At 41.5% G+C, this 26114-nt stretch carries 25 protein-coding genes and 1 other RNA gene; 6 read left to right on the forward strand and 20 right to left on the reverse strand.

Translation table 11 applies throughout. From position 1 onward, the window contains the following. The first annotated feature begins 99 nt into the window (after positions 1-99). A complete protein-coding gene (locus tag CFT42_RS02410; RefSeq protein WP_088809032.1) occupies positions 100-1902 on the forward strand; it encodes a M3 family oligoendopeptidase in 1803 nt (600 codons plus the stop codon). Positions 1903-1938: 36 nt separating this feature from the next. Here the strand turns inward: CFT42_RS02410 and CFT42_RS02415 are convergent, their stop codons facing one another. The 7 genes from CFT42_RS02415 to CFT42_RS02445 all read right to left on the reverse strand — a co-directional run bounded on the left by CFT42_RS02415 (position 1939) and on the right by CFT42_RS02445 (position 6732). Then, entirely contained in the window at positions 1939-2640 is a 702-nt protein-coding gene (locus CFT42_RS02415) for a 5'-methylthioadenosine/adenosylhomocysteine nucleosidase (protein ID WP_088809033.1), read from the reverse strand. Positions 2641-2691: 51 nt separating this feature from the next. After that, on the reverse strand, positions 2692-3327 hold the full coding sequence (locus tag CFT42_RS02420; protein WP_088815293.1) for a YrrS family protein: 636 nt from the start codon (positions 3325-3327) through the stop codon (positions 2692-2694). 33 nt (positions 3328-3360) lie between these two features. Further along, positions 3361-3840, reverse strand: coding sequence for a transcription elongation factor GreA (gene greA, locus CFT42_RS02425; RefSeq protein WP_088809035.1), 480 nt, complete (start codon positions 3838-3840; stop codon positions 3361-3363). A 191-nt stretch (positions 3841-4031) separates the two neighbouring features. Beyond that, a complete protein-coding gene (gene udk, locus CFT42_RS02430; RefSeq protein WP_088809036.1) occupies positions 4032-4661 on the reverse strand; it encodes a uridine kinase in 630 nt (209 codons plus the stop codon). Continuing rightward, positions 4658-5299, reverse strand: coding sequence for an O-methyltransferase (locus CFT42_RS02435; RefSeq protein ID WP_088809037.1), 642 nt, complete (start codon positions 5297-5299; stop codon positions 4658-4660). The genes udk and CFT42_RS02435 overlap by 4 nt, the downstream gene beginning before the upstream one ends. A 12-nt stretch (positions 5300-5311) precedes the next feature. After that, a complete protein-coding gene (mltG, locus tag CFT42_RS02440; RefSeq protein ID WP_088809038.1) occupies positions 5312-6385 on the reverse strand; it encodes an endolytic transglycosylase MltG in 1074 nt (357 codons plus the stop codon). A gap of 146 nt (positions 6386-6531) precedes the next feature. Further along, positions 6532-6732, reverse strand: coding sequence for a hypothetical protein (locus CFT42_RS02445; RefSeq protein WP_088809039.1), 201 nt, complete (start codon positions 6730-6732; stop codon positions 6532-6534). 153 nt (positions 6733-6885) lie between these two features. Between CFT42_RS02445 and CFT42_RS02450 the strand changes: the two genes are divergently transcribed. Continuing rightward, complete coding sequence (locus CFT42_RS02450; protein WP_088809040.1) at positions 6886-7512, forward strand: DedA family protein; 627 nt, start codon at positions 6886-6888, stop codon at positions 7510-7512. A 35-nt stretch (positions 7513-7547) separates the two neighbouring features. Here CFT42_RS02450 and CFT42_RS02455 read toward each other — a convergent pair whose 3' ends face one another. The 6 genes from CFT42_RS02455 to CFT42_RS02480 form a co-directional block, all read right to left on the reverse strand. Further along, entirely contained in the window at positions 7548-7847 is a 300-nt protein-coding gene (locus CFT42_RS02455) for a DUF1292 domain-containing protein (protein ID WP_088815294.1), read from the reverse strand. 14 nt (positions 7848-7861) lie between these two features. Beyond that, complete coding sequence (gene ruvX, locus CFT42_RS02460) at positions 7862-8278, reverse strand: Holliday junction resolvase RuvX (protein ID WP_088809042.1); 417 nt, start codon at positions 8276-8278, stop codon at positions 7862-7864. Then, entirely contained in the window at positions 8275-8547 is a 273-nt protein-coding gene (locus CFT42_RS02465; RefSeq protein WP_088809043.1) for an IreB family regulatory phosphoprotein, read from the reverse strand. Before CFT42_RS02465 ends, ruvX begins: the two co-directional genes overlap by 4 nt. A 170-nt stretch (positions 8548-8717) precedes the next feature. Beyond that, positions 8718-11351 (reverse strand): alanine--tRNA ligase, encoded by a 2634-nt coding sequence (gene alaS, locus CFT42_RS02470; protein ID WP_088815295.1) that lies wholly within the window; start codon positions 11349-11351, stop codon positions 8718-8720. A 282-nt stretch (positions 11352-11633) separates the two neighbouring features. Further along, positions 11634-12320, reverse strand: coding sequence for an ABC transporter ATP-binding protein (locus tag CFT42_RS02475; RefSeq protein WP_088809045.1), 687 nt, complete (start codon positions 12318-12320; stop codon positions 11634-11636). A gap of 10 nt (positions 12321-12330) precedes the next feature. Further along, positions 12331-13794, reverse strand: coding sequence for an ABC transporter permease (locus tag CFT42_RS02480; protein ID WP_088815296.1), 1464 nt, complete (start codon positions 13792-13794; stop codon positions 12331-12333). Between the two features lie 142 nt (positions 13795-13936). Between CFT42_RS02480 and pieR the strand changes: the two genes are divergently transcribed. From pieR to CFT42_RS02495, 3 genes are all read left to right on the forward strand, one after another. Further along, entirely contained in the window at positions 13937-14626 is a 690-nt protein-coding gene (gene pieR / locus CFT42_RS02485; RefSeq protein WP_088815297.1) for a two component system response regulator PieR, read from the forward strand. Next, positions 14623-16059 carry a two component system sensor histidine kinase PieS gene (gene pieS / locus CFT42_RS02490; RefSeq protein ID WP_088815298.1) on the forward strand — a complete coding sequence of 479 codons (1437 nt, stop codon included), beginning with the start codon at positions 14623-14625 and terminating at the stop codon, positions 16057-16059. Before pieR ends, pieS begins: the two co-directional genes overlap by 4 nt. Positions 16060-16156: 97 nt before the next feature. Beyond that, positions 16157-17383 carry a Fic family protein gene (locus CFT42_RS02495; protein ID WP_088815299.1) on the forward strand — a complete coding sequence of 409 codons (1227 nt, stop codon included), beginning with the start codon at positions 16157-16159 and terminating at the stop codon, positions 17381-17383. A gap of 76 nt (positions 17384-17459) precedes the next feature. Here the strand turns inward: CFT42_RS02495 and recD2 are convergent, their stop codons facing one another. The 7 genes from recD2 to CFT42_RS02530 all read right to left on the reverse strand — a co-directional run bounded on the left by recD2 (position 17460) and on the right by CFT42_RS02530 (position 25343). Beyond that, entirely contained in the window at positions 17460-19853 is a 2394-nt protein-coding gene (gene recD2 / locus CFT42_RS02500; RefSeq protein WP_088815300.1) for an SF1B family DNA helicase RecD2, read from the reverse strand. A gap of 28 nt (positions 19854-19881) precedes the next feature. Continuing rightward, positions 19882-20550, reverse strand: coding sequence for a tetratricopeptide repeat protein (locus CFT42_RS02505; RefSeq protein ID WP_088815301.1), 669 nt, complete (start codon positions 20548-20550; stop codon positions 19882-19884). 13 nt (positions 20551-20563) lie between these two features. Continuing rightward, a complete protein-coding gene (locus tag CFT42_RS02510) occupies positions 20564-21292 on the reverse strand; it encodes an alpha/beta hydrolase (protein WP_088809052.1) in 729 nt (242 codons plus the stop codon). A 121-nt stretch (positions 21293-21413) separates the two neighbouring features. After that, on the reverse strand, positions 21414-22532 hold the full coding sequence (mnmA, locus tag CFT42_RS02515) for a tRNA 2-thiouridine(34) synthase MnmA (RefSeq protein WP_117584599.1): 1119 nt from the start codon (positions 22530-22532) through the stop codon (positions 21414-21416). Beyond that, a complete protein-coding gene (locus CFT42_RS02520) occupies positions 22529-23692 on the reverse strand; it encodes a cysteine desulfurase family protein (protein ID WP_088815302.1) in 1164 nt (387 codons plus the stop codon). Before CFT42_RS02520 ends, mnmA begins: the two co-directional genes overlap by 4 nt. 115 nt (positions 23693-23807) lie before the next feature. Continuing rightward, a non-coding RNA gene (ssrS, locus tag CFT42_RS02525) (6S RNA) lies at positions 23808-23997 on the reverse strand. Positions 23998-24050: 53 nt separating this feature from the next. Further along, positions 24051-25343: a replication-associated recombination protein A gene (locus CFT42_RS02530; protein ID WP_088809054.1), complete on the reverse strand. Its 1293-nt coding sequence runs from the start codon at positions 25341-25343 to the stop codon at positions 24051-24053. Positions 25344-25466: 123 nt separating this feature from the next. Here CFT42_RS02530 and cymR point away from each other — a divergent pair, with 123 nt between their 5' ends. Beyond that, the gene (gene cymR / locus CFT42_RS02535; protein WP_088809055.1) at positions 25467-25889 is read left to right on the forward strand and encodes a cysteine metabolism transcriptional regulator CymR; all 423 of its coding nucleotides are present in this window, start codon (positions 25467-25469) and stop codon (positions 25887-25889) included. Positions 25890-26114 lie beyond the last annotated feature (225 nt).

Genomic DNA, 26114 nt, shown 5'->3' on the forward strand with positions numbered 1-26114 from the left:
TTAACATCTTTCTGCTTTTTTTACAAAAAAAGAATGGTTTAATGCTATAATGATGAAGAAATAATCTTACAATTATGCGTTTGATAGGGAGGAAAAAACATGTCAAAAGACTATTCTCTTATTTGGGAACTCGATTCAATTTATAGTGGTGGCAGTAGCTCAACTGAACTCCGTGATGCACTCCAACAAAACAAACAAGAGCTCGATCAATTTGTGCAAAACATTCAGGATTGGAGTATCCCAGAAAATACAGAGGACACCGCAGAATTTCTCATTTTAATCAATCAAAACGCCGATATTTCACGCGTTTTATTAACCGCAAGTTCTTATTTAGAATGTTTAGCCTCAGCCAATGTGAACGATGAACGCGCGCTTGAACTGGCAGCACTTGTTTACCAACATCAATCTATTTTGCAAACGGCAGAAGACGAATGGCATGAAAAATTTGCGCAAATTTCGGACCGCGTTTGGAATGAAATCCTGACACAAAATGGCTTTGAACAAATTGCTTTCGTCTTAAATGAAGCGCGCACAAATCGCAAGAAAAAAGGAACGAAAGAAGTGGAAGCCGCAATTAACGCCCTTTCCGTTGATGGTTACCGTGGCTGGTCTGACCACTATGATACCATCGTGTCAAAAGTTCGCGTTAAAGTCGAGATTGACGGTGAAACAAAAGACCTTTCAGCTGGTCAAGCGCTCAACATGTTGAACCACCCAAAACGTGACGTCCGCCAAGCGGTTTTTCAGGCTTATACGAAAAGTTGGCAGGAAAATGGGCGGCTATTCGCTGACACATTGAACCATTTAGCAGGCTTTCGTTTGGCTACATATGACATGCGTAAATGGGATAAAGTGCTCGCTGAACCGCTTGCGATAAATCGAATGGAGCAAGGCACACTTGACGCGATGTGGAACGTGATTCGCGAACATAAAAGTACCTTTACCACTTTCCTAGATCGTAAAGCCAAATTACTTGGTGTTCCAAAACTTAGCTTTTATGACGTAGAAGCGCCCCTCGTTTTCGGTGAAGATACGAAAAAATATTCTTTCCAAGAAGGCGCGGATTTCATCATTCAACAGTTCCAAAAATTCAGTCCTAAAATGGCCCATTTCGCTGAACATGCTTTCGCCAACAAGTGGATTGAAGCGGAAGATCGCGACAATAAACGTCCAGGCGGTTTTTGCACAGACTTCCCTCTTGTTAAAGAAAGTCGCATTTTTATGACCTATGACGGAGCGCCAAGTACCGTTGCGACACTGGCACATGAGCTGGGACATGCTTTCCATTCATACGTGATTCGCGATGAGCCTTTTGAAAATACTGGCTACGCCATGAATGTTGCTGAAACTGCCTCTACATTTGCTGAAATGATTATTGCCGATGCTTCTGTGAAGGAAGCCAGCACAAAAGAAGAAAAAATAACGCTTCTTGAAGATAAAATTGGGCGCAGTGTGGCATTCTTCATGAATATCCATGCTCGTTTCTTATTCGAAACACGTTTTTACGAAGCGCGTAAAGCAGGTATTTTATCTGTAGACGCACTGAATCGTTTAATGGAAGAAGCCCAGCGTGAAGCTTATTTAGATGCACTTGATGAATATCATCCGCAGTTCTGGGCTTCCAAACTTCATTTTTACATTTCAGAAGTGCCATTTTACAACTTCCCGTACACATTTGGCTACCTCTTCTCGCTTGGTATATATAATAAAGCCATTCAAGAGGGCGAAAGCTACGAAGATAAATACATTGCACTCTTAAAAGATACTGGTGCGATGACAACGGAAGAACTTGCCAAAAAACATCTCGGCGTTGATTTAACAAAACCTGATTTCTGGGAAAGCGCCGTTCAAATTACCGTGAACGATGTTTCTGAATTCCTTAAACTAACAGAAGACTTATAAATACAAAAGCGAGAATCCTAGTGGATTCTCGCTTTTTTAATTCCATTCTTTTAGAAGGGCTAAAATGCATTCTGATGAAGCTTTTGCTGCTGTTTCTAGGAATTCATCGAAGGAAATTGCGGCTTCTTTGTCCGCAACATCAGATAGCGCGCGGATAATCACAAACGGGATATCAAACTGATGCGCTACTTGTGCTATAGCCGTTGCCTCCATTTCGACCGCCTTTACTTCTGGAAAATGTGTAGTGATTTTTTCGCGTTGTTCATCTGTTGAAATAAAGGAATCCGTTGTGGCAATTAATCCGAATACAACTTTGCTCGTGGTTTCTTTTAATTGATTTAAATATACTTTCTCAACTTTCTTTAGCAAATTGGCATCTGCTTGATAGACAGCTGGCATTTGTGGTACTTGACCAAATGTATAGCCAAAGACGGTCGCATCCACATCACCGTAAGTAAGTTGATTTGAAATAATGACATCTGACACATTTAGATTCGCGCCTAGGCCGCCTGCTGAACCAGTATTAATGATGCATTCAGGTTTGTAATGGTCACACAAAATAGTGGTTGAAATCGCGGCATTTACTTTGCCAATTCCTGATTGTAGTAGCACGACTTCTTGACCTGAAATTGTCCCACGGTAAAATTTTGCTCCTGCGATTTCTTCTTCTAACAGCAACGTCATTTGCTCTTTTAAAATTTTCACTTCTTCTTCCATCGCGCCAATAATTCCTATCACAAGGAAAACCTCCTTTTTGTCCAAATAAAAACGCCGGAAATTTACCAGCGTTTATCGCTTATCGTTTTGCTTTAACTCTTCCACTTTCATCGGTTGCCAACCTTCTCCGTCACGCCAAGCAATGTATACGCGATACGCTTTATCAGGTGTGCTTTTATCTGAAACTGTTCCGATTGATTCTGTAGCTGGATCTGCGCCGCGCCCTACAAACCAAAGTGTCATGTTATTCGCGTCTATTCCTGTCGCTTCCGAAAAAGCTTGGATTTTTTCTTTCCAATCACGGCTAGTTGCATCGTAAGAGTTTACATGTTCACCGGATTGTTTCGTTCCGACAGGTTTCCAGTCTTTTGTAATGACTTGATTTACATTTGGATCATCGCTTTTTTCGGTCGTAGTCGTGTCTTTAGACGCAGACTCGTCCTGTTTTTCTGCTTTTTTAGCCTTCTCACTTTTTGCGGCATCTTCTTTTTTCGTTGTAGAAGATGCCGTTTTAGTTTCTGTTGGTGTATCAGAATTATCGGTTGCCAAAATAACAAAATAAAGCGAAGCAACGATTAAAAGCGATACAATGATGATCAAAATATTTAAAATCAAGTTTGTTTTTTTGCGTTTCGTGTTCGACTCGAGCCTGGATCCTTCCACGCTATTTTGCTTCACACGGCGATTTTTATTTTGCTTTGTCACCATATTTGAGTCTCACCACCTTGTTCAAAAGCAGGATTATGCTTCAATTTTAATAATTTTAACGGTCATATCGCCGCCTGGCGTTTGAATGTTTACTTCTTCACCAATTGCATGGCCGATTAAACCTTTAGCGATTGGAGAATCGTTAGAAATACGACCTTCAAATGGATCAGCTTCCGCACTACCGACAATCGTGTACGTTTCTTCATCGCCGCCTGGAACTTCCGCAAAAGTTACCTTTTTGCCGAGTGAAACCGTATCATTATCGACTTCTGAGCCATCAATGATGTGCGCGTTACGAAGCATGTTTTCAATTGTCGTAATCCGTCCTTCAACGAATGCTTGCTCATCTTTTGCGGAATCATATTCCGAGTTCTCGGATAAGTCACCGAAACCACGCGCAATTTTAATGCGCTCAACAACTTCTTTACGTTTTACAGTTTTTAATTCATGTAATTCATTTTCTAATTTTGCTTTCCCTTCAAGGGTCATTGGAAATACTTTTTCAGTTGCCAAAATAGTTTCTCTCCTTTTTGAACATTTCTTTGTATAGAAAAGTACGGAGACTATCCCCGCACCATGATCGAATATTTACTTTACGCAAGAAAGATAACCGTTCTTTCTTTCAAGTAGTAAGCAAATCTCTTTCATTTCATAACGCAAATTTTACAGTAATTTGGATACTTTGACAAGCCCAACGAATCTTATTACATATTTTCCTGAAGCACGCTTGCTATTTTTGTTGTCATTAAATCAATCGCCACATGATTTTGCCCGCCTTCTGGAATAATAATATCGGCATATTTTTTTGTAGGCTCGATAAACTCGTTATGCATCGGTTTGACAACCGTTAAATATTGCTCAATAACGGAATCAAGCGAGCGTTCTCGTTCTTTAATATCACGCAACAGACGACGAATAATGCGAATGTCATCATCTGTATCGACATAGACTTTAATATCCATTAAATCGCGCAGCCGAGGATCTTCTAAAATTAAAATACCTTCTAAAATGATAACGTCGCGTGGCTCTTGATGAATAAGCATATCTGAACGCGTATGTTTCGTATAATCATATACGGGCTTATCAATCGCTTCAAAACGGAGCAGCTGCTTAACATGTTCAATTAATAAGTCGGTATCAAACGCGAGTGGATGATCGTAATTAGTTTTAAGTCTTTCTTCAAAAGAAAGTTCCGTTTGATCTTTGTAATAAAAATCTTGTTCAATCATTAAAATAGAATGTTCATCAAAATGATCGAATATTTTTTTGCATACGCTCGTCTTTCCTGAGCCTGATCCACCTGTAACTCCCACAACAACTGGCTTTTTCTTCATGATATTTCGCTCCTTCTAGTAATCGCAAGTCCATCTCCCAGCGGAATTGTTGTCGTCACAAAATTTTCTTGTTCCACTAAAAATTGGTTGAAATCTCGCATTTTACGAGCAACACGTGCCTTTTTCTTAACCTCATCGGATTCATCAAGCGCGAGTCCTTTAAATAAAACATTATCGCTGTATAAAACGCCCTTTTGATTTAAACTTGGCGTATAAAGCGCGAAAAATTTTTCATATTGCGCTTTCGCTGCATCAATAAAAATGGCATCATACGGTCCCTTTTCAAGCAGCTTATCCGCGTCAATTAGCGCATCTCCGAGCACACAATCAATATTGTTCGCCCCGTAGCGTTCAATGTTTTCCAAGGCCGTCTGATGACGTTCCTCATCGCGTTCAATCGTTACAATTTCAGCGTTTGGGAGTATGTCTTGCATGCGTAGTGCTGAATAACCAATTGCCGTTCCAAGCTCTAAAATGCGCTTTGGCTGTTGAATTGCCATAATTTGTAGCATCGCGTGCAAGGAATCTGCTTCCATAATAGGCACATGATTTTCTTTCGCAAACTCTTCCATTTTTGTAAAGAAAACAGATCGTTTTGGAATTTGCGCAACTAGGTAATCTTGAATAGTTTGATTCATAAACTTCCCCTCTTACTCTTGATTGCTTGTAATATGCTCTTCTTTCAAGCGATTATGTTCGTCTAATGTTTTTGAAAAATAAACTTTCCCTGTTTTTGTATTCGCTAAAAAGTATAGATAGTCGGTTTTTTCTGGATAGAGCGCTGCTTCCATCGAATTTTGACCGCTATTTGCAATCGGGCCCGGCGGTAAGCCGTTCACACGATAAGTATTGTAAGGTGAATCTACTTTTAAATCCGAATAAAGGGTTCTGTCCTTATGTTCTCCGAGTGCGTAAAGTACTGTTGGATCGGTTTGGAGGCGCATATTTTCGTCCAAGCGGTTGTAAAAAACGCTTGCGATTTTTTTGCGGTCTACATTTTCTGTCGCTTCTTTTTCAATTAAGGAAGACATCGTTAAAAATTCGTGAACCGACTTCTGTTGCTTCGCTAATTCCGCACGGTACGGCGCTAAGTTCGTGTCCGTTGCTTTAATCATTTCTTCGATAATCGTCTCCGCACTAGCATTTGCATCTTTAAACGTATACGTCGCTGGATATAAGTAGCCTTCTAGCGGATGTTTAATGTCTTTATTCAGCACAGCATCTGTCACCGTGTCAGGATATTTTTTAATCATTTCTTTCACAAAACTTGGGTCATCCATCGTTTTTAAAACGTCATTTTTCTTCAAGTTAGGTTGGTAATTCACGATTCTTTCCGCAATTTGATCCAGTGCATACCCTTCTGGAATGACGAGTTTTTCAGGAGCAACTGTATCGCCTTCTTTTAAGACTTTCACAATTTCATCCGTATCCATTGATGGGCTGAGTTGATATTTACCTGCTTTTAAATTATTTTCATTCGTATATTTAACATAGTATGAAAAAACTCTCGCATCATTAATCACGTTTTTCTCTTCTAATAGATTGCCAATATCTTTCACATTTGACCCTGATGGAATCTCAACAATAACTTCCGCTTTACTATCCGCATCTTTCGCACCTAGTTGACTTTGGATATAAAAATATCCTGAAAAAGTGGCAATTATAAGAACTAGAACGATGGCAGAAATAATAATGGTCATTTTTTTACCTTTAGACTTACTCAAGTAGACCCCTCGTTTCTTTACATTATCCAGTCCATTATACCGATTTTTTCCGCACATTACTATGCGTATTTATTTTTTTTAACAAATTTTAATATTTCATAAAAAAAATCCTGAAAGCGAAGTCACTTTCAGAATTTTCAGCACCTTTAAGCTTCAATCGATTCCACTGATTCAATATTGCGTTTATATAGTCTAACCGAACGACCTTCATTATCATCCAGTAAAAATGTTCCCTCTCCTGTTGGCACTAACGCCTCCGAAATCGCTTTTTTCTGCGAATCGCTCTCTACTGTTTTGCTGTATGTACGCCCGCTCACCATATGAACCGTCACAACAAATTTTTCCATGGTAACCCTTCTTTCATTTTTGGAATAAAACTATCATAACAAAGATTACGCGAAAAAACATACAAAAACCTTTTCTTTTATAAAAAATAACGCGTTATGATTTCCTTATGCTATAATAACAAAGTCACTATTGTATTTAGAAGGAGTCTTTTTATGTTACATACAATTATTCAAAGCCTTCAAGATTTTGTCATGTATTTAATTGATACCTTTGGACATTTCGGGATTTTCCTTGCGATGCTAATCGAGAGCGTCTGTATCCCCCTGCCTAGCGAAGTTGTCATGCTATTTGGTGGTTTTATGGCTGAAGCTGGAAAACTCAATTTTTGGCTTGTCGTATTTGCGGGTATCGCCGGAAACTTAGTCGGCTCACTCATTGCCTACTACATCGGAAAAGCTGGCGGACGAACACTCGTCTTAAAATACGGCAAATATATTTTCTTAAACGTCAAACATCTTGATAAAGCCGAAATTTGGTTTAATCGCTACGGAGCAAGTGCTGTCTTTTTCGGCCGCATCCTCCCGGTTATCCGCACATTTATCTCACTTCCCGCTGGAATTGCCAAAATGAACGTTTCAAAATTTATTCTCTACACAATTCTTGGCTGTATTCCTTGGAATTTATTTTTAACATGGCTCGGCTACACACTTGGCGCTAATTGGTCAATCGTTGAAAAATACACGCGCCCCATTACATATGGAATTTTAGCCCTCTGCATCATTTTTGTCATTTGGCTTGCATACAAGATTTGGAATAAAAAAGCGCGGGCAAGAAATTAAAAAAAGGTATCCCAAATTGGGATACCTTTTTTCGATTATTCTTCGTCTTCGTCCGCTAAAAAAGTAGCTAAGATTTCTTCAATCATATCCCACTCTTCATCAGTTTCAACTGGCATCAGTTGTCCTTGATTGCCTTCTTCATCTTGAATGTAAGAAGAAGCTAAAATTTCGATTTCCTCGTCTTCACTTGCCCCTGCTGGGAAGTAAAGCACGTAAGATTTATCAAATTCCTCTGAATCAAAATTAAATAAAATTTCAAACTGCTCTTCTTGTCCTTCTTCGTTTACAATCGTAATAAAATTTTGTTCTTCCTCGTGATTATGGTTTTCTGACATATACGTCACCTCATTTAATTATTTGCATCTAGGTAGGACTGCAAAATCATCACAGCTGCCAATTTATCAATGACTTGCTTTCTTTTTTTTCGACTTACATCTGCTTCTAAAAGCGTGCGTTCAGCCGCTTGCGTCGTTAAACGCTCGTCCCAAAGCTCGACTTTTATCCCCGTCCGATTTTCAAGAACTTCTGCGTACTTCTCGGAGCTTTCAGCACGTGGACCAAGCGTGTTGTTCATATTTTTAGGCAAACCCACGATAATCTTTTCTACCTCATATTCTGTCGCAAGTTCCTGTACACGATTATAGCCAAATTGCTTTGCTTCCTCGTTAATCGCAATGGTTTCAATCCCTTGCGCCGTCCAGCCCAGTGCATCACTTATCGCAACGCCGACCGTTTTAGAGCCGACGTCTAAACCCATTATTCTCATTTTCCACCAATTTCGTTGTTTTTTAAATATGCGCGAACTAATTCTTCGATGATTTCATCACGTTCCAGTTTACGAATTAAGTTTCGGGCATCCATGTGGCGCGGGATATAGGCAGGGTCTCCAGAAAGTAAATAGCCAACAATTTGATTGACAGGATTGTACCCTTTCTCTTCAAGCGCTGAATAGACTTGGCTCATAATCTTTTTGACATCTTCTTCAATGGAACCGTCACCGAAATTATAATGCATTGTTTGATCTTTAGTACCCATAATTCTAAACACCTCAATTCCTTCGCTCTTCCACCTATTTTACACTAACCGTTCAGAATTGACAAAGAAATTATATACTTTAACACAATTTTAATATTGTTTAAAGCGAGTTCGCGAAAGCATTTAAGAGGAGCAACACGTCAAACAAGCAAACTGCCAATTGCTTGCACTTATTTAAGCTTACGAATGATGTCCGGCACCGCGCCAAGCGCTTTTTCAAGTAGTGCTGGGTCTTTTCCGCCCGCTTGCGCTAAATCAGGCTTGCCGCCGCCGTTACCACCGCAAATTGTCGCCACTTCCTTAATAATCTTACCAGCATGTAAGCCCGCTTCAATCGCCTCTTTCGAAACAGCCGCAATGAGGTTGACTTTTTCACCAGAAACCGCGCCTAAAACGAGGACGCCATCCATTTTTTTGTCTTTCCAATTGTCGGCAAATTGGCGTAAGCTCGCCATGTCTTTCGCATTCACTTGCTTATGAATCACCTTAACGCCGTCAATTTCTTCAGCGCCAGCAAAAATGTCAGCACTCGCGGCACTTGCCAGTTTCGCTTGTAACGAATCGTTTTCACGGCGTACTTCGCGAAGTTCATTTTGCAGCTGTTCCATTTTTTGTGGCGCGTCAGAAGCTTTCGCTTTCAAGATTTTCGCTACTTCTTTTAGCGTGTTTTCCTGTTCCGTCACAAAATGATAAGCCGCTTCACCAGTGAGCGCTTCAATTCGGCGTGTGCCTGCACCAATACCTGTTTCACTTTGAATTTTAAACAAACCAATTTCCGCAGTGTTTTTCACGTGGACGCCGCCGCAAAGCTCGATGCTGTAGTCACCAATTTTAACAACACGGACAACATCACCGTACTTTTCCCCAAATAGAGCCATTGCCCCTAGCGCTTTCGCTTCATCAATCGGCATTTCGCGAATATCGACCGCAAGCTGCGCCCAGATTTTTTCATTCACAATTGTTTCCATTTTGGACAGTTCTTCCTCTGTGATTTGCCCAAAGTGCGAGAAGTCAAAGCGCAGACGATCAGGCGCGACAAGTGAGCCCGCTTGGTTGACATGTTCACCTAATACATCTTTAAGCGCGCGATGCAGTAAATGAGTCGCTGTATGGTTTTTCACCGTCTTTTTGCGGTCATACTCGTCCACCGTAAGCTGAACCTTATCGCCAACTTTGAGCACGCCTTCTTTCACCAAAATTTGGTGCAGATTTTGCTTGTTCGGCGCTTTTTGGACATCTTTCACAAACGCTAGCCCCGCATCACTTTGAACCGTTCCGTGATCCGCCACTTGACCCCCACTTTCGGCATAAAACGGAGTTTCCTTAAACATAACCTGAACGTCACTCCCGGCTACCGCCTCACTCACAAGTTGGTCCTCTTGAATGATATGCAAAATCATGGAGTCCACAACCGTTTGCCCGTATCCAACAAAGGTACTTTCATCCGTCAAATTCGCAAGTAGCTCGCCTTGAACTTGCATCGACTGAACATCAGCACGTGCTTCACGCGCACGGTCGCGCTGTAATTTCATTTCCGCTTCAAAGCCTTCATGGTCAATTTTCAGCCCGTGATCAAGACCGTATTCTTCCGTTAATTCAACCGGGAAACCATAGGTGTCATACAATTTGAAAATGTCTTTGCCGGAAATAATACCCTTGCCGCTTTTCGCTTCTTGCAAAATATCTTCTAAGATGGCTAAGCCTTCATTTAATGTTTCATGGAAGCGCTCCTCTTCACTGCGAATCACTTTTTCAATAAACGCTTGTTGTTTTTCAACTTCTGGATAAAATGCATTCATGATTTTGCCAACAGTAGGAACTAGTTTAAACATAAATGGCTCACTAATGCCAAGTTGTTTCGCATAGCGTACAGCACGACGAAGTAAACGACGAAGAACATAACCACGTCCTTCATTTGATGGCAGCGCACCGTCACCAGTAGCAAAGGCAACTGTACGAATATGATCCGCAATGACTTTAAAAGCCACATCTTTTTCGTCCGTCACACCATATTTTTCACCAGAAATAAGCTCCACTTCACGAATGATTGGCATGAATAAATCCGTTTCAAAATTTGTTTTCGCACCTTGAATAATGGAAACCACTCGTTCAAGACCCATTCCCGTATCAATGTTTTGCTTTGGAAGCGGCGTATAAGAACCATCAGGGTTATGATTAAATTGCGAGAAAACCAAATTCCAAATTTCCAAATAGCGTTCATTTTCCCCACCTGGATAAAGTTCTGGGTCATTCGCATCATTTCCAAATGCTTCGCCGCGGTCATAAAAAATTTCGCTATCCGGACCACATGGACCGCCGCCAATATCCCAGAAGTTATCTTCAATTTCAACGATATGTTCGTCAGTCAAACCAATTTTTTCTTTCCAAATTGTTTTCGCTTCCTTATCTTCTGGATACACCGTGACATATAATTTTTCAGGGTCAAAACCAAGCCATTTGGGGCTCGTTAAAAATTCCCACGCGAATTCAATCGCACCCTCTTTGAAATAATCGCCAATTGAAAAATTGCCAAGCATCTCGAAAAACGTATGATGGCGCGCTGTTTTACCAACGTTTTCAATGTCGTTCGTTCGAATCGATTTTTGCGCATTCACAAGGCGCGGATTATCTGGAATAACAGAGCCATCAAAATATTTTTTCATTGTCGCGACACCGCTGTTAATCCAAAGAAGTGTCGGATCATTTACAGGAACAAGTGGCGCACTAGGCTCGACAGTATGGCCTTTCTCCTTAAAAAAATCAAGAAACATTTGTCTTACTTCACTGCTCGTTAGTTGCTTCATTTTATTTTCCTCCTCGAAAAAAATAAGCCTTGTGAATCGTTGCTACAGGGACGAATTCTCGCGGTACCACCCTGTTTGCAACGACACAAGACTTGTATCATTACCTCTTTAGCATCTTTAACGCAGATGAACGGACTTTTTCACGTAAGAGAGCGATTTGTAGAGGCTTCTACTTTTCTTTCAGCCAAGGAAAAGTTCTCTTTTTAAGTAAGCATCTCTAAAATTAAATTCTTACAAAGTCTAGCTTATTCATTTAAATTATAGAGAAGCCGCCCTTATCTGTCAACCGTTAAATTGCATTTGTTCTTTTGATTCAAACTGTCCATTTTTAAGCGTTAGTTTCACATCGGAAACTTTGGAAATTTCTGGGTCGTGCGTGACCATAATCACACACTTGCCTTCTTTGTGTGCTAAATCTTGGAACAAACGCACCACTTCCTTACTTGTGCGTTCATCCAGATTTCCAGTCGGCTCATCAGCCACAATCAAATCCGTTTCGCAGGAAAGTGCCCTTGCGATGGCTACACGCTGTTGCTGCCCACCACTAAGTGTTAAAACGCGCTGCTTCGCCATTTTTTCATCAATACCCACCTTTTCGAGCATTTCTAGGGCAAACTCTTTTCGATTCGAATGCTTCACTTTCGTAATTTCCATCGCTGTCGTCACATTTTGGAGCGCCGTCATATACGTTAACAGATTATAACTTTGGAAAACGATGGATACATATTTATTCCGAAATACAGGCAAACCAAGTTCTTTTAAAGAGCGCCCTTTGTAAAAAATATCGCCTGATTTTTGCGTATCTAAACCACCAGCCAAGGAAAGGAACGTTGTTTTCCCAGAGCCTGAACTCCCTACAACCGTATAAAATACACCTGCTTTAAATGTGTAATTAATATCCGTTAAAATACTTTCCTCTTTTGTTTTGTACCAATAATCGACATGTTCAAATTCTAAAATTTTCGTCATGCTTACACCTCTATTCCTGTTTCGTTAAAATCGTTTTTGGATTCATTCGTAAAATCGCAGCAGCAGGTAGCAGTACCGAAATGAAAGCAATTCCTACGCCAATTCCGCCCATCTTCAACATATCCGCTAGCGTTACTTGAATGTCCAGTTCTTTAATTTCTTCGGTGTTTTGCGTCAAGCTTGAAAAACCGCCGCTCATCATGCCACCGCCAGGTCCGCCGCTTGGACCACGATTTCCATTTTGTTCTGTCGTTGTTTGCGCCGTCTCATTTTGCTGCGAAAGCAATTGGTTGCCGGCAATTTGGGCAACGTAGTGACTACTAAATCCTGCCAGCATAAATGAAATTAGCGCAACTGTTAAAATTTCCACGAAAAACTGCCCGACGAGTTTCATTCTATTTTCGCCAATAGCTAGTAAAACGCCCATTTCATATTTGCGTTCACGTACTTGCATCATCACGAGTAAAGCTAAAATTAACGCGCCCGCAATTGTCACAATATAGACGACATTTTTTGAAAACGAAGCCACATTGTTAATAGGGCCAATCATTTGTTGGTAAAGCGCATCATTTGCGTCCAATTTAAATGTATCCCAATCAATTGAATCCACTTGTTTCGCTTGTTTTTCAAAGCTTGAAATATTCGCGGCATCGTCCATTGTATAAACAGCCGAATCAACCGTGTCTTTATAGTCTGAGCCTTTTAACGTATTAGCGACCGTATAAGGAACATACAATTTATTGTACGGATTTAAAAATGAGAAATTGCTCGCCATATCGCTTCCAGAATCGCTCGTTTTATAGATGCCGACAATTTCAAGTTCGACCGTCGTTTCCTCATCACTCGACTGAATGCTCATTTTGTCGCCAACTTTTAAATCATTTTGTTCCGCGAGCGTCTCCTCCACTAGGACGACATTTTTGTTCGCGTCGTCACTCGTTAAAGCGCGCCCGCTTTTTAGCTCCGCTGTTCCGCCGTCAAAATCCGTTGAAGTCTGAGAATCCAACACGCCACTAATACTTAAATCTGCTTGGGTCATTTGCCGACCGCCCATTTGCGGTACATTGTTGTCGCCAGTTGAACTATCTCCAGAAGACTTTACTGGGTCGAAATCTTTCGCCAGAGCTTGCGTGCTTGAGTAATAGTTGTACGTTGCAACATGATTTAATTTCGCTAAACTTTCCGCGTTTTCTAAAGAAATTGGTGTACTTTCAAACGAAGGAGGCGTCCTTTCGCCAGAGTCACTCTCGCTCTGATTAGCTTGCTGTTGTTCCATTTGTTTCTCACGATCAACCGTAAGTGTTACGGTCCCGCCTAGTTCTTCTTTTGCCATTTCACTTGCTTTATTTGCAGCAGATTGAATCGTAAAGCCAGCTAATATAAGTACGGAAACGATTGTAAATATAATAAGTTGTAAGGCTCCTCGCCCTATTCTCGCTTTCATACTAAAAAATGCTCGTTTAATAAAATTCATACTTCTTTCCTCCATTCATTGCCAGTAACCCTAGATTAGTTGAAGTGTGTGAACTAAATATGAACAAACTTTTAAACTTTCTGTAAATGCTTGCTAAATTCACTTTTTTGGGCTAATTTTATTGTATGAGGAGTGGATTCAAGTGAGACTATTAATGATTGAAGATAACGAAAGTGTCTGCCAGATGATTGAAATGTTTTTTATGAAAGAAAATATTGAAGCAACTTTTAAACATGACGGCAAACTGGGCTATGAAACTTTTTTAAAAGAAGATTTTGATATGATTATTATCGACCTCATGCTGCCTAGTATGGACGGCATGACGATATGTAAGAAAATCCGCGAAACGAGCGATGTGCCGATTATTATTTTAACTGCGAAAGAATCAGAATCCGACCAAGTTTTAGGGCTTGAAATTGGCGCCGATGATTATGTGACCAAGCCGTTTAGTCCGCTCACACTAATGGCGCGAATTAAAGCTGTTGCTCGGCGTGGCCATTCTGGGTCTGGTTCCGCAAGTGAAAATGCCTCCATTTTACAGACAACTTATTTTAAAATTAGCAAAACGACACGGGAAGTCTTTTACGGCGACAAACTTTTAGAATCGCTTACACCAAAAGAGTTCGATTTGCTTTACTTCTTAATGCAACACCCGCGTCAAGTCTTCTCAAGAGAACAGCTTTTAGAACGCGTTTGGGGCTACCAATTTTATGGCGATGAACGGACGGTCGATGTGCACATTAAACGTCTTCGTCAAAAAATTGCGACGGAAAACCACCCTTTCCTCCATACTGTGTGGGGTGTCGGGTATAAATTCGATGAAACGGAATGATAAACGTGAAATTTAAATATATGTATCAATTGTTTTTAACGCAATTTGTCATTCTCCTTATTGCTTGTTTAATGATTGGCTTGTCCGTTTCACACTTTTTAAAAGACTATTTTTTTGAGGAACAAGTGGGTGTTTTATCGAAATACGGGGATACGATTTCAAATGATATTAAATACGCGCCGGGAAATCAGACGGTTTCTGTATTAAATTCCTATCAGCGGATTTTAGATGTGAATAATATTCACTATACGATTATGAACAACGACAACCAAACCATTTATCCAGACACTAGTCGACCTCTTCCACCAGATTTCAAAATTTCAGACGCGGACATGGAAAAACTGAAAAAAGGTGAAACCGTCACGATAAAAGTGGACAATCGTTTTAATCAAGAAATGTCTGTTGTCTATGTGCCGATTATGAACGGCGACACCTATCTTGGTGCGGTGATTTTAAATGCGCCGATTAGCGGAACGGAGAAAGTAATTGGCACGATTAACCAGTACATGTTTTATACGATTCTCATTTCGATTGCGGTCGCTTTAATTTTAAGCTTGCTCATGTCAAAATTTCAGGTGAATCGAATTAACAAATTGCGTGATGCAACGAAGCGTGTCACGCGTGGTGATTACGAGACGCGGCTTAAGGAAAACTCGTTTGATGAAATCGGCGAACTAGCTCACGATTTTAATAAGATGACGGAAAACTTGGCAGAATCGCGCGAGGAAATTGAACGGCAAGAACGGCGCAGGCAGCAATTCATTGCGGACGTTTCTCATGAAATGCGCACGCCACTAACAACCATCAGTGGACTTACGGAAGGTCTTGTCAATGATATTATTCCGCTGAGCGAAACAAATCGTGCGGTTCAGTTGATTGATACGGAGGCAAAACGGCTCACGAAACTTGTCAATGAAAACTTGGATTATGAACGCATTCAAGCGAATAAAATCGTTTTATACCAAACAAAATTCGGTGTTCATTCCTTTTTCGATTTGCTTAGTGAACAGTTAGAGCCTTTAGCCAGCAAGAAAAATGACAAACTGGTGGTCGAAGCTCCGCTCGATTTAGAGGTCTATGCGGATTACGACCGGCTGACGCAAATTGTGATGAACATTGTGAAAAATAGCATTCAGTTTACGGAAAATGGTACCATCACGCTTCGCGGCTTCCAAGATTATAAGGAAACGATTTTGCAAATCCAAGATACGGGGATTGGTATGAATACAGACGAACTCGAGCAAATTTGGGAACGATTTTATAAGGCGGATATTTCACGGACGAATACGGCATTCGGGGAATCTGGCATTGGGCTTTCGATTGTGAAGCAACTTGTGGAGAATCACGGAGGTACTGTTGAAGCAGAAAGTTCGCCAGGTGCCGGAGCGACATTTACGATTCGATTGCCGTTTTATCGAGATAATGATGTATAGAAAACAGCTTTTTCTACAGAAAAAGCTGTTTTATTATATTTTATAATTGCTCTATTCGGTTGAAAGTGCTAATATTAACAAAAAGGAGCTGTTTCTATTGGATAAATATTACCCTTTAAAAAATATACGTTATATGGAAAATGAAAAAGCTCAATTAGAGGAATTTCAAAGGCGTATTTCCAGCTTTTCAACCTATACAACCGGAATAGAAATCAAACCAATGGATAATGGTAAACCGATGTCGCATCAGGAAGCGCTTTTTATTGTGAATATTCCTGAGTTAGCTAAAATAAATGAAGAAGTAATCGAAAATAGCAAAGCCATACAACTTTTAATAAAAGATATGCCTCCTATTTCTGTAAGGAAATTCATGGAGAATATATTAATTAATGAATTGCAAAGCACTAATGAAGTTGAAGGCGTTCATAGTTCTAAAAAAGAGCTCGCTGAAATTTTGGCGGATATTGAAAAAGGAAATAAAATAAGTCACAAAAGATTCTTTGGTCTCGTTCAGTTGTATAATCGCATAGAAGAGGATGAAAAAATAACGAAAGTGGAGGATTTTAGGAGCATCTATGATAAACTTGTCGCAAATGAGATCAAGAAAGATGACCAGCCTGATGGGGATATGTTTAGAAAAGAAATTGTTTTCGTTAAAGATGGCATGAAGGTACGGCATACTGGTGTGACTCCAGAATATGAAATCTTTTTACATCTTGCTAAACTATTACAACTGAATGAAAATGACATGCCCGATTTATACAAATATCTCATTGGACACTACCTTTTTGAATATATTCACCCATTTTATGATGGAAATGGTAGGCTGGGTAGATATATACTATGTAAGAACTTGCAGAAAAAGTTAGGGCCACATAGCGCATTCACCTTTTCATACATGATTAACCGAAATCGCTCTGACTATTACCAAGCTTTTGAGGAAGCTTCTTCATTTATGAATAAAGGTGAAATGACCTTTTTCGTGCTCGCCATGTTAAAATTAATTCGAAAAGGGCAAATGTCTATTTTGACTGATTTACAAGAAAAAAATGCTTTACTCTACTCCATGCTAGAACAATTAAAAACAGTCACTAGCGATGCGCTAGAGTATGAATTATTAGGATTTCTTACGCAAAGCTATCTTTTCCAGTCGCAATACAATCAAATTACAGCACCTGAATTAGAAGCATTGTTAAAAATTGGTAGAAGAAAGTTAAACGCTCAATTTGAGAAACTTGAGCAACAAAACATCATTACTAAAATTAAAAAGAATCCTGTTATCTACACATTAAATAAAAATTTCGTTGACACACTTTTTAGGTAATAAGCTTTAAATAAAAAAAGCATACATCCAGTAAAATCCATTTTTAAATGGCCTGATTACTGAATGTATGCTTTTTTCATGCTGACATAAACGTATATGGTGTCACATCGTCCATTCCAATCATTGGATCAATTTCTGCCATATTCTCTTCCGTAAGCCGCTTCACGCTGCTCACAAGTTCAAGCGCCTCGTCAGATGTTAATCGTTCCAAAAGCGTCGTTTGTCGCTCTGTTTCATCCGTTCGCTCAATCCCCATTCGAAATGCGTCTTCCTCGCCGCATAAAATAAGAAATTGCTTGCTTCGCGTCACGCCCGTGTAAAGCAAATCGCGCCTAAGCATGCGGTAATAGCTGCGCACAACTGGCATAATCACAATTGGGAATTCGCTCCCCTGGGCTTTATGAATCGAGCAGCAGTACGCGTGCGTCAATTGATTGAATTCTTGGCGATAATACGTCACTTCCGTTTGATCAAACTGTACGACAATCATATCTTGATTTTCCGTATTTTCCTTTGCGTACATAATCGAAACCACTTCACCAATATCGCCGTTAAACACATTTTTTTCGGGCTGGTTGACCAGTTGAAGCACTTTGTCGTGCACACGGTACTTTATATCCCCGAAAGTCAGTTCCTTTCTTTTCCCCGTATCGTTAGGGTTGAAAATCTCTTGCAAGTTTTTATTTAGCACATTTATACCCGCAGGCCCTCTGTACATGGGGGCTAAAACTTGGATGTCCTTCGCGCGAAACCCTTTTGATTTTGCGTTTTGCACAACCTGTTCCACGACGTCAGCGATTTGGTTGACGTGGCAATGGAAAAACGAGCGATCCTTGCGATTTTTTGCGAAGTCTTGCGGCAAGAAGCCTTCCCGAATATCATGCGCCATTTCGATTATCGAAGAGCCGTCCTCTTGACGATAAATATCCGTTAATTCCACTGTAGGAATCACTTTCGATTCTAAAATGTCTTTTAACACTTGCCCCGGCCCAACAGATGGCAACTGATCTTTATCGCCAACTAAAATGACTTGAATGTGACTAGGAAGCGCGCGGAACAATTGGTTCGCAAGCCAAATATCCACCATCGACATCTCGTCGACAATTAAGAGCCGCCCATCAATTAAGCGCTCCGAATCATCGTCCATCTGCTCCTGCCCATTCATGCCGAGCAAGCGGTGAATCGTCATCGCCGGGAGACCAGTTGACTCACTCATTCGTTTCGCTGCCCGTCCAGTTGGTGCCGCGAGCAAAATCGGAAATTTGTTCCCATCTTTGTACGCATGCGGATCAAGACTTACGCCGTTTAATTCGCTGTAAAGCTCCACAATGCCCTTAATAACCGTCGTCTTCCCTGTTCCCGGTCCACCCGTCAAAACGAGCATGGGCGACTCGAGCGCCGTTTGAAGCGCCTCTTTTTGCGATTCCCCGTAGGACACATTGATGCGCTCCTCCAAATCGCCTAGCGCAAGCAAAAATTCCGACTCTGGAAATTGTTCCGCATATTCAGACTGGCCCATAAGTCGTTTGACATGGTGCGCCAAACCATTTTCAGCAAAATATAAAGACGGCATATAAACGCGCGAATTTTCAATAATGATTTTATCGCTATCACTTAAGTATTCAATTTCGCGCTCCACGTTTTCCTCGTGAATCGGTAACGGGTCGCTTTCTTCAAGCAAACTTTGCGCCGCACGAATTAAGTCCGCACGTTCCAAATATACGTCACCATTTCGAATTGATTCCGTATCAATTACGTACAATAAGCCGGCGCGAATTCGTTCCGGATGTTCCCCGCCAAGACCAAGTTTCCTCCCCAAATCGTCTGCCCGCTGGAAACCAATCCCTTTTACGTCTTCAATCAACTTATACGGACTTTGTTCCAAAATAGTTAACGCATTCTCTTTATACACTTGAAAAATTTTCATCGAAAGTTGCGGACCAAAACCATATTCATTTAAGCCAATCATAACATGCTCTAAGCCTTGATTTTCCCGCAACGTTGCAATCAGCGTATCCGCCGTATTTTTAGGAAGTTTTGGCACATCAGAAAGCCTATCTGGATCCGCCATCATAATCGAAATCGCGTCTTCCCCGAGCACCTCGACAATGTTTTCCGCCGTTTTCTTCCCAACACCTTTAAACAGCTCGCCTGATAAATATTGAACGATGCCCGCTTTCGTCTGCGGCATCTCTTTTCGAAATTTTTCCGCCTTAAATTGCTCCCCAAACTTCGCATGTTCCGTGATTTTCCCGTAAAACATGTACACTTCCTGCTCATGCAGTTTCGGGAAAACACCCGTCACAATAATATCCTTTTCATCCCAAGTCGTATTCGTTTCCTTCACAAGCAAGCGCACAACCGAAAATAAATTGTCCGGGTTATGAAAAATCGTCGACAGCACCGTGCCCTTCATAAACCACTCTTCATTTTCTGGTTGAAAAAGCGCAAGCGATTCCTGTGTCGCCATATTTTTCACCCCACTTCTGTTTAAACGCCTATTCCGCGTTTTCCTCCAAATCCGATATTGCGACAAGCGCGTTTTGAGCCAGCACATGATTGGCATCAGCGGCTACCGCACGCTCAAAATAATTTTTGGCGATGACAATATCGCCTTGCCAAGCCAAATACACCGCCCCCAAATTGTAGAGCGCATCCGCATCGTCAGGTTTTAGCGCCAGCACACGCTCCAATTGAATTTCCGCTTCTTCGTAAAGCCCTTCCTTAGCAAGCGCAATCCCGTACTGGAAAACACTTTCCGCGTCTTTCGGATTCAACTCCGTACTGCGAAGCAAATAAGCAAGTGCAAGCGAATTTTGGTCGGCATTTACAAAACTAATTCCGAGCATGAAAAACACATCCGCATTTTCCATGCCTTGGCTGATGGCATTTTCAAAAGCCTGAATCGCTTCCCCGTAACGTTCCAACTCAAAGTATAGCGTCCCTAAACTATAATACGCCGCAGGAACTGTTGCATCTAAATCAGTAGCACGTTTAAAAAACAATTCCGCCCGCTCAAAATCATCCATCGAAAGGAGTACATTACCAAAATTAATATAGCCAACCGGATCAGTCGGGTGCTCCTCAATGACCTCCGTAAACATTTGAACAGCCTCTTCCAATTTCCCTTGCTGCATAAACTCAATACCTTGCTGATTTTTATCCATTTTATATCTCCTTCTAGTTCACAGAATTTTGAAGCCAATTCGTAATCGCTTCTGCTGTTTCAGCCGTCTGCTTTGCCGCAGAAATGCTCGCATCATGGTCTCCACTTTGTTTCCCGTATGAACCAAACTGCGCATGATTTCCGCCGTTTATGTTAAGAAAAGTCGCTTCATTTGATAAGTACTTTTTATTTTCCTCAAACTTTTTAAAGTTCAAAACGCCATCATTAGAAGCCGTTATCGATAAAACAGGCAAACCGCTTTGTTTTAAAGAACCTTTTTTATCTGGATAACTCGCCAAGAAAAATACGCCGCGTAAATCAGACGCATGCTCATGGGCAAACCTAGCCGCCATCACGCCGCCAAGTGAATGACCACCAATTACAAACTGTTCATCGGCATTTTCATTCATAATCGCCTCCGCCTTATTTTTTCCAAATACCGCGAGGTCTAAAGGCATTTCAACGACATACGTTTTATATCCAGAATCGGCAAGCTCTTTCGCAAGCGGCGCATAACTAAGTGCATTCACAAAAGCGCCTGGATACAAAATCACGCTTGTTTTCGCCTGTTCCTTTTTCGGTTCAAAAATGAGCGTATTGTTTTCCTCAAACACATTAACGGCCTGGGTAGGATTAGCCGCCTCTTCAGCCACTTCATTTGGCGCTGTATTAAAATAAAAATAGCCCCATATGGCGAGAAGCACGACAATGACCACACTTGAAAAACCAATTATCTTTTTCATAATCACCCTCATTTCATACGTTCGCTTCATATTTTACCATATTTTCGCCAAAAAATAACGAGATGCACATAAAAAACAGGAAAGCCGCTTAACTTGCAACTTTCCCGTTCAAAATTCTATTTTAGCCAACATAATCCAATTGTTCGTCCGCTTTCCAAACCGTATCAATCGTGGCGCCGCCTATACATTCTTCACCGTCATAGAAAACGACCGCTTGCCCCGGCGTAATCGCCCGAACTGGTTCATCAAATACCACTTCAGCTGTTCCGTCCGCACGTAAATGTACCGTTACACCAGAATCCACTTGACGATAGCGGAATTTCGCCGTACACGTAAAATGCTGTTCTTTCGGTTTGTTGGAAGTAAAAGAAACGTCCGTTGCGATTAATGAATTCGAGTATAAACTTTCGTGATGAAAACCTTGTTCAACGAAAAGGACATTTTCCGATAAGTCTTTCCCAACTACAAACCAAGCTTCACCGTCACCACCAATACCTAAACCGTGACGCTGACCAATCGTATAATACATCAAGCCATCATGTTTTCCCATCTTTTTCCCAGCGAGCGTCTTCATCTCACCCGGCTTTGCAGGCAAATACTCGCTCAAAAACTGCTTGAAATTACGTTCACCAATAAAACAAATCCCCGTGGAATCCTTTTTATTCGCCGTCGCAAGACCTGCTTTTTGCGCAATTTCACGTACTTCGCTTTTCTCCATTTCACCAAGCGGAAACATCACATGTGACAACTGTTCTTGTGATAATTGGTTCAAAAAGTAAGTTTGATCTTTATTATTATCCACACCGCGCAGCAACTTCACTTCGCCGTCCTCGCGACTAATCCGCGCGTAATGTCCCGTCGCCACAAAATCCGCACCAAGACTTTCCGCATGTTCTAAAAACGCCTTGAATTTGATTTCCTTGTTGCACATCACATCCGGGTTTGGTGTTCTACCGAGCTTGTATTCCTCTAAGAAATACGTAAACACCTTATCCCAATATTCCTTCTCAAAATTAACCGCGTAATACGGGATACCAATTTGATTCGCGACGCGAATGACATCTTCAAAATCTTCCGTTGCCGTGCAGACACCAAATTCATCCGTATCATCCCAGTTTTTCATAAAAATACCAATGACGTCATATCCTTGTTTTTTCAGCAAATACGCTGTTACCGAAGAGTCAACACCGCCTGACATCCCCACCACAACACGTATATCTTTGTTTTCTTTTTTCGTCACGCCTTTTGCTCCTTCCGTTTAGCTAAGCGGTTTACAACATCTGTTATCTTGCTCGCTGCAAGCACCACTTCTTCATATGTGTTCCCAAGGCCAAAACTGATTCGTACCGTCTCCGTTACACCTGGATGATTCTCGCCAAAAATCGCAACGAGCACATGTGACGGGTCCACTGTTCCCGCCGTACAAGCTGAACCACTCGACACCGCAACACCTGCCATATCAAGGTTCATCAAGAGCTGCTCCACCTGCACACCGTGAAAACGCACGCTTAAAATATGCGGTAAACTTGTTCCCGCTGAACCATTCACTTCAAAAGCCAGTTCATTTTGGGAGAAAATTTCAACCATAGTCGACTTGAATTCCTCGTATTCTGCTACTTTTTCCGTCCGGTTTGCCGCCATTAATTCGCTTGCCTTCGCAAAGCCCGCAATGCCAGCCAAATTCTCCGTCCCAGAACGGCGCGCGCGTTCCTGTTCGCCCCCGTGAAATGGAAATTCAACCACTGTACCTTGTTTGACGTAGAGGAAGCCGACACCGCGTGGCCCGTTAATTTTATGTGCAGAAGCCGAAAGTAAATCCACGCCAAGGGCACTCACATCAATTGGAACAAGCCCAAACGCCTGAACCGCGTCCGTATGAAACACCGCCTGATGCTCTTTAAGCAGTTCCGCAATTTCCTCAATCGGCTGAATGGCACCCATTTCATTATTGCCATACATAATCGTCACTAAAATTGTATCCTCACGCAGCGCCGCCTGAACATCAGCTACGCGCACAAGACCATCTTCCCCCACCGGTAAATAGGTCACCGAAAAACCAAGACTTTCGAGATAAACGCATGATTTTAAGACCGCATGGTGTTCAATTTGCGACGTAATAATATGTTTGCCCCGCTCTTTTGAAGCAAGCGCCGTTCCAATGACAGCCGTATTATCGCTTTCCGTTCCACCACTCGTAAAAATGATTTCTCGCTCACTCGCACCAATTTGATTCGCAATTTTCGCGCGCGACTCATCAAGCGTTTTGCGTGCAGAACGCCCCGCATAGTGAACACTCGACGGATTCCCGTAATCATTTGTCAAAACACCGAGCATCGCCTGAACGACTTCAGGGTGAACCGGGCTCGTTGCCGCATGGTCTAGATAAATTTTATTTTCCATAGCGTATCTCTTCCTTTTTTCGGCATAACGCCTTTAATCGATTCCTATTGTAACAACTATTTCTAGCGAAAGCAACCTGACTTCCTTACAAATAGTTAGTGTCTAAAAAGCAAAAAGAAACCCCAATCGTACCGTTTGGAGTCCCTCCCTTTGAACCTGCTTAAAAACAGGTGGGTGCTCTGTCAGGCGGTTTGCAAGTCCTCGTGTGAAGGCATTTGCGCCGCGTCTGAACACCGAGCTCCCAAGGTAATCATAATTGTTCGGTTCAAAAATATATGGCACTGTAACGAATACATTAGGGTTTCTTTTATTATCCTTAGAATAGCATATTCCAAGTAAATTTTCAATTTTAGCGGCTTTAGTTTTTATTTTTACCACTTTTTTTATTCGCATTAATATTGTCATAAACGGCCGCAAAAGCCTGTTCAAATTTTGAATTTTTCTTTGGCTCATAATACTGTTTATTTTTAAGTGCATTCGGCAAATATTGTTGATCCACCCAAGCATTCTCATAATTATGCGGATACTTATAATCAATCGCGCGACCAAGTTTCATAGCACCTGAATAATGTCCATCACGCAAATGATCAGGCACCTCACCGCTCACGCCTTTTCGAATATCTGAAAGCGCCGCATCAATCGCCGTAATAGCTGAATTTGATTTAGGTGATAAACATAGCTCAATAACTGCATTCGCAAGTGGAATACGCGCTTCTGGAAAACCAACCTTTTCAGCTGTTTGAATCGCCGCGAGCGTCCTCGCACAAGCAGCTGGATTCGCCAACCCCACATCTTCATAGGCCATCACAAGAAGTCGTCTTGAAATGCTCACCAAATCTCCCGCTTCAATTAAACGCCCCATGTAATGAAGTGCCGCATTCACATCGCTTCCGCGCACCGACTTTTGAAACGCACTAAGCACATCATAATGCGCATCACCATCTTTATCATGGGCTAAACTTTTTCTTTGTAAACACTCTTCTGCAATCTCAAGCGTCACATAAATTTTTCCTGCATCATTCGGTTCTGATGAGACGACGGCAAGTTCAAGCGCATTTAACGCGCTCCTAACATCTCCACCACTTGCTGTCGCAAAATGCGTCTTCGCATCCGCCGCAAGTTCAACGTCATAATTTCCAAGACCACGTTCCGCATCAGTCAATGCCCTATCTATTGTCTTTTCAATATCGGCTACTGAAAGCGGCTTTAGTTCAAAAATTTGCGTTCTACTTCGAATGGCGGGGTTGATGGCGATATATGGATTGCTCGTTGTCGCCCCAACCAAAATGATTGCGCCACTCTCTAAATGCGGCAAGAGAAAATCTTGTTTCGCTTTATCCAAACGATGCACTTCATCTAGGAGTAAAATCACGGTACCGCTCATTTTCGCTTCTGCTGCCACAACTTCCATGTCTTTTTTATTATTCGTCACCGCGTTTAGCGTCCGAAAAGCATATTTCGTGCTTCCTGCTATCGCGCTTGCAATAGACGTCTTGCCAATGCCCGGCGGCCCGTATAAAATCATCGACGACAGCTGCTTCGCTTTAACCATTCGATATATAATTTTATCTTTTCCTACCAAATGACTTTGTCCTACGATTTCGTCTAAATTTCGCGGTCGCATTCGGTATGCTAAAGGTTGAATCGCCATATACTCTCTTCCTCCTTGAGTTCTGTTTACATTATACCATATGTAGTGACTTCGTTGCGTGCTGTCGGAACTTCCGCTATAATGAATCTATATAAAGTCTAGCGGAATAGTGGAGGTTTAAGCATGAAAATTACAACGAAGGGGCGCTATGGTTTGACAATCGCCCTTGAACTTGCACGTCAAATGGGTACAGGACCAACATCACTACGCAGCATTGCGGAGAAGAAAAATCTATCAGAACATTATTTAGAGCAATTAGTCGGCCCACTTCGAAATGCCGGCATTGTCAAAAGCATTCGCGGCGCACACGGCGGCTATATTTTAAACGCAGAGCCTAGCGAAATTACTGCTGGAGATGTGATTCGTACGCTTGAAGGGCCGATTGTTTTAGTGGAAAGTATGGAAGACGAAGAAGCTGCACAACGTGAACTTTGGACGATTATGCGCGATGCTGTTCGAAATGTTTTAGATAACACCACTTTGGCCGATTTACTTGCCAACGAAAATAAAGATGAACCGCAAGATGGGTATATGTTTTACATTTAAAATTCACCATCATCCTTTTGTCTAAAAAAACAGGCTACTGATTAAATATCAAAATAGCCTGTTTTTTTGCTTGGCATTCCTCTTGTTCTACTTCGCTACTTCTATACGTCGATGCTCCCGCGTTTTAGTTGGGCGATCAATGTGCCTAAATTGGCCACCACTTTATCCGCCTGTTTGTCCAGTGCGAGAACCGCCGCCGCTTTGTTATCACTTAACTGATACTTA

Source organism: Listeria goaensis (assembly GCF_900186125.1).
GTDB classification, from domain to species: Bacteria; Bacillota; Bacilli; order Lactobacillales; family Listeriaceae; genus Listeria; species Listeria goaensis.